At 50.1% G+C, this 9,541-nt stretch carries 7 protein-coding genes; all 7 read left to right on the top strand.

The annotated features are described in order from the left end of the window. The first annotated feature begins 399 nt into the window (after positions 1–399). Positions 400–1,635 carry a hypothetical protein gene (locus ACOTYN_RS25165; protein ID WP_001549948.1) on the top strand — a complete coding sequence of 412 codons (1,236 nt, stop codon included), beginning with the start codon at positions 400–402 and terminating at the stop codon, positions 1,633–1,635. Between the two features lie 52 nt (positions 1,636–1,687). Beyond that, positions 1,688–2,791 carry a ring-opening amidohydrolase gene (locus ACOTYN_RS25170; protein ID WP_001549947.1) on the top strand — a complete coding sequence of 368 codons (1,104 nt, stop codon included), beginning with the start codon at positions 1,688–1,690 and terminating at the stop codon, positions 2,789–2,791. A gap of 121 nt (positions 2,792–2,912) precedes the next feature. After that, positions 2,913–4,217, top strand: coding sequence for a uracil-xanthine permease family protein (locus ACOTYN_RS25175; protein ID WP_001549946.1), 1,305 nt, complete (start codon positions 2,913–2,915; stop codon positions 4,215–4,217). A 197-nt stretch (positions 4,218–4,414) separates the two neighbouring features. Next, entirely contained in the window at positions 4,415–5,293 is an 879-nt protein-coding gene (locus ACOTYN_RS25180) for a DUF2877 domain-containing protein (protein WP_044257108.1), read from the top strand. Positions 5,294–5,388: 95 nt separating this feature from the next. Next, on the top strand, positions 5,389–6,939 hold the full coding sequence (fdrA, locus tag ACOTYN_RS25185) for an acyl-CoA synthetase FdrA (protein ID WP_024194858.1): 1,551 nt from the start codon (positions 5,389–5,391) through the stop codon (positions 6,937–6,939). A 9-nt stretch (positions 6,940–6,948) separates the two neighbouring features. Further along, a complete protein-coding gene (locus tag ACOTYN_RS25190; RefSeq protein WP_001549942.1) occupies positions 6,949–8,370 on the top strand; it encodes a DUF1116 domain-containing protein in 1,422 nt (473 codons plus the stop codon). Further along, complete coding sequence (locus tag ACOTYN_RS25195) at positions 8,367–9,329, top strand: carbamate kinase (RefSeq protein ID WP_001549941.1); 963 nt, start codon at positions 8,367–8,369, stop codon at positions 9,327–9,329. The genes ACOTYN_RS25190 and ACOTYN_RS25195 overlap by 4 nt, the downstream gene beginning before the upstream one ends. Positions 9,330–9,541: the final 212 nt, after the last annotated feature.

Here is a 9,541-nt window from a genome sequence, read left to right on the forward strand (position 1 = left end):
GCTCCATCAGCAAAAGGGGATGATAAGTTTATCACCACCGACTATTTGCAACAGTGCCGACAAGATCGGATGAAGAATATCCAGCTTCCTATAATATCTGCGCCAGACGACCTTTTTACATGTAAAAATTTGATGCGAGCGAATCTGTTGACTCAAATAATTTGACTGGAAGCCTAGTCGATGCGCAGTGGCTCACATTTAGCCGTAGTGGGCTGGTGAGATACAAATAAATCGTTGTTGAGGTATAAATAATTTTGCTTTTTTTAGTTCAATAATAATCGTAAGTTGTCAGTAGCAGAAAAGATGATTAATTATTGCCTGTGTTAGTGAAACCTAATTTATACAGTGATCCGGTATTTTAATTCTGGTGAATAATAAAATTACGGCGGTGATGTTTTTATGGAAATAGTCGTGTTATTGCCATTGTTGGTAATGCTGATACTCGTTTTGCGAAATAAGCATATGATTCTGGCAGGACTGGTGGGCGGACTAACCGCGATGCTGGTTGGTGGCATCGGTTTTTCGCAGGCAAGTAAGATCGTTATGACATCAATTCCCGGGATGACGGGAATTATCACCCCGGTTATCTATTCTGCTGTGGCGTTGGTACTGGCTAAACTCGGTGGTTTTGAAGCGTTGCTCGGTCTGAGTCGCAGAGTGTTTGGCCGAAAGCAATATCTCATTGCGGCGGCGATTGTACTCACTCAGGCGTTAGCAACTTATGCCGCAGGGCTTGGGGCGGGTAATACCATGGTAACCGGGCCTCTTGCGCTGGCGATTGTAGGTGCTGTTCCACAGCTGATAGCGGGCATGGCAATTGTGACTGCCGCGAGCTTTATGACGTCACCTTCAGGGGCCGATGCGGCCGCTATTTCAAAAATTGCCAACATTGAAATTGCAACCTATAGCGATACGATGTTCCCCATTACCGTCTGCTTGTGGACTTTGGGAATGACTATCGCTGCATTCGGCGTCTGGAAAAGCGGAAGCGTCCTGCAGGATGAGGATACGATGTCCGATGTTACGCTGAAAGAACAGTTAATTAAGGTCATGCCTCCCGTATATTTTCTGGTAGTCGTTGTGGCAGGCAAAAACTTGAATGAGTTATTCGATTATTCGCTGTTTAGCCCGATATTTAATATGTTCAGTACGTTGATGCTGGGTTTTGCAGTAACACGTCAGTCTCCCGGTAAGCTGGCTGAAGAACTGGTACAGAACTCTTCTTTCCTGCTAACAAAACTATTCGCAATTGGCATTTTCCTCGGTTTTATCAACATACTGGCGGAAATTGGTACGTTCACCTACATTGCTGAATTTATTAAATCATCACCCGCCTTTGTTACCGTACCCGTGGCTGTATTTATTGCTTTTTGCATCTCGATTCCGGCAGGAGGATACAGCGTGGGGGTCAGTACCCTGGTCATGCCGATTATGGTGGAGTCCGGGCTTTCTATTACACAAATTGGTCTGGCGGCACTTGCTGTAGGTGTGGGCACGCAAATGAGCCCGGTTCAAATCAACGTGGCTTCACTGTCACAGTCATTCAAGCTGGATATTCAGCGAATTGTTAAAATTAATGCACCTTATATGGCTGGCGTTGCGGCGATACTGTGCATCATGGGATTCTTCTTATAAAACATCTTACAAAACTTGCTGTCCCTGGTATCTGAAAAAGAGGAAATACACTATGCAAAAAGTTGAAGTGTTCCGTATTCCAACTGCATCGCCGGATGATGTATCTGGTCTGAAAAATTTGATTGAGAATGGTAGTGTTGATCCACGTGATATTATTGCTGTATTGGGTAAAACTGAAGGTAATGGTTGCGTTAACGACTTTACCCGCGGTTTTGCAACGCAAAGCCTCTCTATCTTCATGGCTGAGCAATTAGATATGTCCGTCAGCGCCGTACAGGAGCGGATCGCATTTGTCATGTCAGGCGGCACGGAAGGCGTAATGTCGCCCCATCTGACGGTGTTTACCCGCAAAGAGGTGGATCAACCCGCAAAGGAAGGTAAACGTCTGGCAGCCGGTATTGCCTTTACCCGGGATTTTCTCCCAGAAGAAATTGGCAGAATGGCGCAGGTGAAAGAAGTCGCTGAAGGGGTGCGTATTGCGATGAAAGATGCTGGCATTACCGATCCGCAGGATGTTCATTTTGTGCAAATCAAGTGTCCTTTACTGACGGCAGATCGTATTGAGGACGCCAGAGTGCGCGGTCAAACCGTTGCTGTTCATGATACGTATAAATCAATGGCCTACTCCAGAGGGGCATCCGCCCTCGGCGTCGCGCTGGCCCTCGGTGAAGTGTCAGAAGATGCGTTGAACGATAAGGTCATTTGTCAGGACTGGACGCTTTATTCCGGTGTGGCGTCTACTTCGGCAGGTGTGGAACTTCTGAAGGATGAAATTATTGTTATCGGAAACGCTGAAAACACGACCAGCGATCTGCGCATCGGGCATGCGGTGATGCAGGATGCTATTGATATCGATGCCCTGTTTGCCGCTATGCGTGAAGCCGGTCTTGAATTTGACGGTCTGCCGCCGCAGGAAGAGCTGGATCGGATCGTAAATGTGTTGGCCAAGGCTGAAGCAAGCTCCACAGGAACGGTGCGGGGAAGAAGAAATACGATGCAGGACGACTCTGATATCAACCATACCCGCTCGGCCCGGGCCGTGGTCAATGCAGCCATTGCCGCAATTACACGTGACCCGCTCGTGTATGTCTCCGGGGGGGCTGAGCATCAGGGGCCAGATGGCGGCGGTCCCATTAGCGTAATCGCGAAAGTGTAAGCAGCCTGGCAAGGGGGAACGAGCGGTTAATCACGCTCACTCCTGCGCCAGAACAACCGCGGGGCGGCCCTGCCGGGCAGGGAGCGAGCCGGACTTGGTTTTACGATGAGAGGTGATGCACATGAATAACCACTTTGTCGGAATTGATGAGAAGCCCCCGTTTCTATCTTTGCTGTTAATGGGGATTCAGCACGTGCTGGTGCTGTTCTCAGGTCTGGTAGCCGTACCGTTGGTGGTGGGCATGGCGCTTGGTCTGCCCAGTACGGATATTACTGTTCTGGTCCAGGGCAGCTTGATTGTTAGCGGTACTGGTACGCTGATTCAATGCCTTGGTTTAGGACATCTGGGATCCCGGTTGCCCATTTGCATGGGCTCGGCGTTTGTCTTCATTGCACCCAGTATCACGGTGGGGTCGCAGATGGGGATCCAGGCCGTGTTTGGCGCATCCATGGTGTGCGGGTTTGTCGCCTGGATCCTCAGTTTTTTTATTGGAAGAGTGCAGAAACTGATTCCTCCGCTGGTGACCGGAACTATTGTTTCACTGATTGGTATCAAGCTGCTGCCGCTGGGATTCACCTGGCTTGCTGGTGGGCATAGTGAACTTTATGGCAAGCCGGTATGTTTTCTGATCGGCGGCGTTGTGCTGGTGGCATTACTGGTTGCCAGCCAGTCGCGAAAAGGCTTGTTATCATCGTTTTCCGTCATTATTGCCATTATGCTGGGATATGTTGTATCGGCACTGCTCGGCATTCTTGACCTCCACCACGTGCAGGATGCTTCCTGGGTCTCTTTTCCTGATTTGCTGCATTTTGGTTGGCCGACTTTTTCGTATTCGGCCATTGTCATCATGATGATTGCTCAACTTACCGCCGTACTGGAAAGCATTGGTAATACATACGGTACGGGAGCTGCGGTACGCAGAGAGATCACGCATAAGCATTTGTCTGGCGCAATCTCAGTCGATGGTATCGGCTCGATTGTCGCGCCGCTGCTTAACGGTTTTCCTCTGACCTGTTTTGCCCAGAATATAGGGGTCATCAGTATCACTCGCGTGGCAAGCCGCTATGTGGTTGCCTCAGCGGGTGTGGTTCTGATTGCACTTGGGTTGATTCCCAAATTTTCAGCCCTGGTCGCGGGAATGCCGGCACCGGTGCTCGGTGGAGCGTCTCTGATTATGTTCGGCTCTATCGTCGGGTCAGGCGTCGCCCAGATTAAGGATTCAGGACCGTTCGACCAGCGAGCAGCCATGGTTTTTTCAACCTCTCTCGCACTCGGACTGGGGTTTGGCCTGGCGCCGAAAGACGCTTTTGATGCCTTTTCGCCATCGCTGGCCGTGCTCCTGGAGTCGGGTGTGGCGATTGGTGGAATGGCGGCAATTATATTGAATCTGGTTCTTCCGCGATCACCTGAACCATCCGTTAGCTGAAATCGCGAGGGTTGAAGTTTATTTATTTAATTCATTTTTCGCTTTTATTGAATTGTTCTGCCGTATAAATGATATTTTATGATTCCAGTCTCTGGCAGGTATTTACCTGACCAATGGAAGATGGCCAATTATTTATTTTTACTTGTGGTGGATATAAGGTTGAATCATTATCGGTAATTCTCCGATGGAGGTGAAATATGACATCTTTAACACTGATTCCCGTTACGGTCGGGTATTTGGCCATTGACCGTCTGAACGATGCCGGGAATCAACAAATAAATGTTCACAGCTGCTTTACAAATACGATGAATTTATTGTTGTCTGATGGTGAATTACTGATACTGGCTTCGGAGCACACCGGTTTAAATCATCCTGATACTATTATTGTTAGCGTACCGGCGAACTGGGATTGGCGTTGTACCGGGCGTGCGGGGATTACGTTCGGTGATGGTATATTCAGCAACCCGGTTTGGCAAATGGATATACGCCATGTTAAACGTTGGCAGCAAACAGACTTATATCCATTAATAATGACGGAAACTGAAAGGAAATATACGTTTCTTGCTGAGCAATTAAAAGTGTACAGTCAGAGATATCCGATCAAAAGTGCAATTATGCTGTTGCCCGATAATATGGCTAAACAGGTAAATCGACCATTGCGCGAAGTAAATATCGCCATTGAAGATAATGAGCAGCAGATTAGCCAGCTGGTTGACGGATTAATTGGTTTTGGTTTCGGTCTGACACCCGATGGCGACGATTATCTTCTCGGATATCTCGCAGCCATCTCTTTTTTGCCACAGGACATTATTTCGAGGCATCGACGGGCGCTTACCAGAATTATTATATCGAGGCTGGATCGTACCAATGATATTAGCCAGCATTATCTGAAGCGCGCGACGGAGGGCCATTTTTCTGAAGCGATTTGTCAGCTGCTGACGCACCTATCGGCGCCTTTTTCACCTTCGCCTCTTGCGGCGGCGGCGACAGCTGTCATGCGGTTTGGCGCCTCTTCCGGAGTCGATTGTCTGGCTGGACTACTTCATGGCATACGTGCGTCAACCCGCATTCATTAAGGCATAACACGATGTGTTTTACCGGAGGGATTTTCCCTCTTACGACTAATTGTTGCTGATTTCTTATGGCAATGGCGAATGAACAGGTAGCCTACATGAAAGTACTACACGGTATTTTTAAAAATCTTTATCAGGATTCCGTTTCCCTAATGCAGGTTTCCGCAAGCATCATCAATTTGCCTGGTATTAAGCAGGCATCCGTTGTGATGGGAAGTGAGACCAATCTTATTCAATTAAGAGACGCAAGGCTGGGCGACAATATTGCTGCAGGTCCTAACGATCTTATTATTGCGATTATGGGGGAAGATGAGGCCTGCGAGCAGGCACTGGCACTGGCGAAGGAGAAACTTAACAGTAAGCCGCAGGCTGATACAGAAGCCGGGAGAAGGCTGGTACAGTTTACCAGCTTGGCTATGGCGGCTGAACAGGATCCAGAGGCTAATTTGGCGCTGATCTCCGTTCCCGGCGATTATGCTGCCGCCGAGGCAATCAAAGCTATTGAGCTCGGTATGCATGTCATGCTGTTTAGTGACAATGTGAGTCTCGCCGAGGAAAAAGCGATCAAAACCCTTGCTCGGCAGAAAAATCGGTTGGTGATGGGGCCTGATTGCGGTACGGCGATTGTTAATGGGATCCCGCTGGGGTTTGCTAACGTTGTCCGCAGAGGGGGTATTGGCATTGTTGGTGCTTCCGGCACGGGGTTGCAGGAAGTCACCTGCCGCATTGATCAATTGGGCGGAGGGATTTCCCAGGCGTTAGGGACCGGTGGCCATGATTTACACGAGGAAATTGGTGGTATCAGCATGCTGATGGGGCTGAATGCCCTGGCGGAAGATGATGAGACGCAGGTGATTGTCCTTATTTCCAAACCGCCAGCCTATGACGTTGCGGAAAGGGTTCTCACCCAAGCGCAGAAAGCAGGAAAACCCGTTGTTGTAAACTTTTTAGGTGCTGCACCGCAGAGCGTTACGCGGCCAGGTGTTGTTGCCGCATTAACGCTGGCAGAGGCCGCTGAACTGGCTATGTCGTTTGTTGCGCCAGAGTCCGCTCAGCAGGCGCAGTCATCAGCATGCTGTACTGAAGATGAATTTATTCAAAAGCAAACGCAGATTAACGGCGCCGATAATTCACGTAGATATATACGGGGCGTTTTTGCGGGCGGAACATTTTGTTATGAAAGTCAGTTAATTTGCCAGCGTAATGGTATAACCGCCCATTCTAATACGCCAATAAAAGGAAACTTAGCGCTAAATAATATCTGGCAGAGTGAGGGGCATACCTTAATTGATATGGGGGATGATGATTTCACCCGCGGCCGTCCACACCCCATGATCGACCCGACGCTGCGTAATCAGCGGATTATCGCTGAAATTAACGATCCGCAAACGGCGGTTGTGCTTTTTGATCTTGTTCTTGGCTATGGCGCAGCACCGGAGCCAGCCGAAGAATTACTGAAACTGCTCAATGCTACCAACAGAGCGGCCAGCCCGTTATTAATAGCCCATGTTTGTGGAACACAGAGCGATCCACAACAGCGTAGCGTGCAAATTGGCGCCTTGAGACGCTATGGCGTTCTGGTCGCTGACAGCAACGCTCAGGCTACATGCTGGGCCGCCAGCGCAGTAAATAATCTGGGAAATAAATAAGGAACTGATATGAACTCATTATTTTCTCAGTCACTTAATGTGATTAACGAAGGCCTTGCCAGTTTTGCCGATAATATCAGGCAAGCCGGGGGAGAGGTCACTCCTTTGAACTGGCAGCCGCCCGCTGAAGGGGATCGTTTTACCGGGCTGTCCCTCGCGGGGCTTATTAACCATCCCGTCGTGGAGCGCGCCAATCAGGTGGCAATGGGGCGCTATCTTGACGCTCAGCCGGTATTAGTGGATGTCCTGACCGCGGCTGTGGCGATTCCGGCAATGGCGGAACAAAAATTAATTCTGCATGCCGGTCCCCCTATCGCTTGGGAAGAGATGTGCGGGCCGGTCAAGGGTGCCATTATCGGCGCAATATTGTTTGAAGGCTGGGCGGCAAGTAAAGATGTGGCATCTCGTTTGGTTCTTAATGGCGAAATTGCCCTTGCTCCGTGCCACCATTACGACGCCGTTGGCCCTATGGCCGGCGTTATTAGTCCTTCGATGCCGTTGTGGGTAATCGAAAATAAAACTAACGGCAAGCGTGCCTTCAGTAACTTTAATGAAGGCCTGGGCAAAGTTTTACGCTTTGGGGCGAACAATGAAGAGGTCCTGGAGCGCTTAACATGGATATCGCAGGAATTAGGCCCGGTAATGAAAGCGGCGGTGTGCCAGTTGGGTGAGCTTGAACTAAAACCCATAATGGCTCAGGCGTTGCATATGGGGGATGAGGTACATAACCGTAATGCCGCCGCGACGGGGCTGCTAATTAAGCGTTTATTTCCCGTGCTGCTGAGATGTAACTTACCGAACGTCCAGCTTCAGAAGGTCGTGTCATTTATTTCTGGTAACGATCATTTCTTCCTGAATCTTTCTATGGCGGCAAGTAAGTCGATGATGGATGCCGCCGCTAATGTACCATTCAGCTCGCTAGTGACTGTTATGGCACGAAATGGCGTCAACTTCGGTATCCGGCTCTCGGGCCTTGGTGACCAGTGGTTCCAGGCGCCGGCCAACCCGGTAGAAGGGTTATTTTTCCCTGGCTATAGCGTAGAGGACGCCGCGGCTGATCTGGGAGATAGCGCCATTACTGAAACCGCAGGCGTGGGCGGCTTTGCGATGGCATCTTCCCCGGCCATCGTTAAATTTGTGGGGGGGACCCCCGCTGATGCAACTGAAAATAGCCGACGCATGCAGTTTATTACCGTGGGCTCAAACCCTGCGTTTACTCTACCTGCCCTGAACTTTTCACCGACCGCGGCCGGTATCGACGCGCGTAAAGTTGTCGATCGCAGCATACTACCGATTATCAACACCGGTATCGCCCATAAGGAAGCCGGCGTTGGCCAGATTGGCGCCGGAATCACCACGGCTCCGATGGCCTGCTTTAGTGCAGCGATTCGGGCTCTTGCGCAAAAGCTCACTGAGGAGAATCCCGAATGAGTAAACCTTTAGCCGTTGTGGCCGTGGGCGGAAATGCGCTCATTGCCGATGACAAGCGTAATAGTATTGATGAACAGTATGCGTGTGTCACTGATTCCGTTCGCTATCTTTGCGATATGATCGAGGTCGGTTGGGAAATGTTGTTAACTCATGGCAACGGGCCACAGGTCGGCTTCATTCTGCGTCGTTCTGAAATATCCCGGGAGGAAGTCTCTCCGGTCCCCCTCGACTACGCGGTGGGTGATACGCAGGGAGCGATTGGTTATATGTTCCAGAAAGCGTTCAAAAATGAGCTGCAGCGGCGCGGTATTCACAAACCTATAGTCTCACTAGTGACGCAAACCCTTGTCGATAAAGATGATGCCGCGTTCAGCCACCCCTCAAAACCCATTGGCGCGTTTCTGGATCGCCATACCGCTATGCAGCGCCAGAAAGAGCTGGGCTGGACAATCATGGAGGACTCAGGGCGCGGCTGGAGACGTACCGTTCCATCACCTCAGCCACTGGAAATTATTGAGCTTGAAACCATTGCTCAGTTATTGCGTTACGGTTGTATTGTGATTGCCTGTGGCGGTGGCGGTATTCCCGTTGTTCGCGATCGTGATGGAATGTTGCATGGTGTAGAGGCGGTTGTTGATAAGGATTTAGCCTCAGCCCTGATAGCAGATAAACTCCATGCCGAATTACTGCTGATATCCACTGGGGTTGAACAGGTTGCTGTCAACTTTGGTACGCCCGAGCAGCGGGGGATCAATAGCCTGACTATCGCTGAGGCTCAACAATTGCTCAAAGAAGGGCAATTTGGTGAAGGAAGTATGCAGCCCAAGGTCGAAGCGATTGTTGATTTTGTGTCGCGTAGCCAGTCGAAAGGGAGAAGTGCGAAGGGACTTATTACCAGTCCGAATGCCATTCACGCGGCTTTGCAGCATAAAACCGGCACCTGGATTGGAGAGGAGTAATCCGCTGCGGTAACCCTTAAATCCGCCGCGGCTGCTATCCATGCTGATGACAATCGCGGCGTTAGCAGGAGGGGGGAGAGTTTGCTCCTGCGACAAATCCTTGCAGCCTGGCGTCACGCTATCGGGTGCTGGCTTTTTCCAAACTAAATCCCTTGGGCACTGTTGCAAATAGTCGGTGGTGATAAACTTATCATCCCCTTTTGCTGATGGAG

The organism is Enterobacter cloacae complex sp. IR5458, assembly GCF_049238025.1.
GTDB classification, from domain to species: domain Bacteria; phylum Pseudomonadota; class Gammaproteobacteria; order Enterobacterales; family Enterobacteriaceae; genus Enterobacter; species Enterobacter kobei.

Excerpts from the sequence above, each read along its gene's own strand:
- ACOTYN_RS25165 (WP_001549948.1), top strand. The coding sequence starts at position 400 with ATGGAAATAGTCGTGTTATTGCCATTGTTGGTAATGCTGATACTCGTT.
- ACOTYN_RS25175 (WP_001549946.1), top strand. The coding sequence starts at position 2,913 with ATGAATAACCACTTTGTCGGAATTGATGAGAAGCCCCCGTTTCTATCT.
- ACOTYN_RS25170 (WP_001549947.1), top strand. The coding sequence starts at position 1,688 with ATGCAAAAAGTTGAAGTGTTCCGTATTCCAACTGCATCGCCGGATGAT.
- ACOTYN_RS25180 (WP_044257108.1), top strand. The coding sequence starts at position 4,415 with ATGACATCTTTAACACTGATTCCCGTTACGGTCGGGTATTTGGCCATT.
- ACOTYN_RS25195 (WP_001549941.1), top strand. The coding sequence starts at position 8,367 with ATGAGTAAACCTTTAGCCGTTGTGGCCGTGGGCGGAAATGCGCTCATT.
- fdrA (WP_024194858.1), top strand. The coding sequence starts at position 5,389 with ATGAAAGTACTACACGGTATTTTTAAAAATCTTTATCAGGATTCCGTT.
- ACOTYN_RS25190 (WP_001549942.1), top strand. The coding sequence starts at position 6,949 with ATGAACTCATTATTTTCTCAGTCACTTAATGTGATTAACGAAGGCCTT.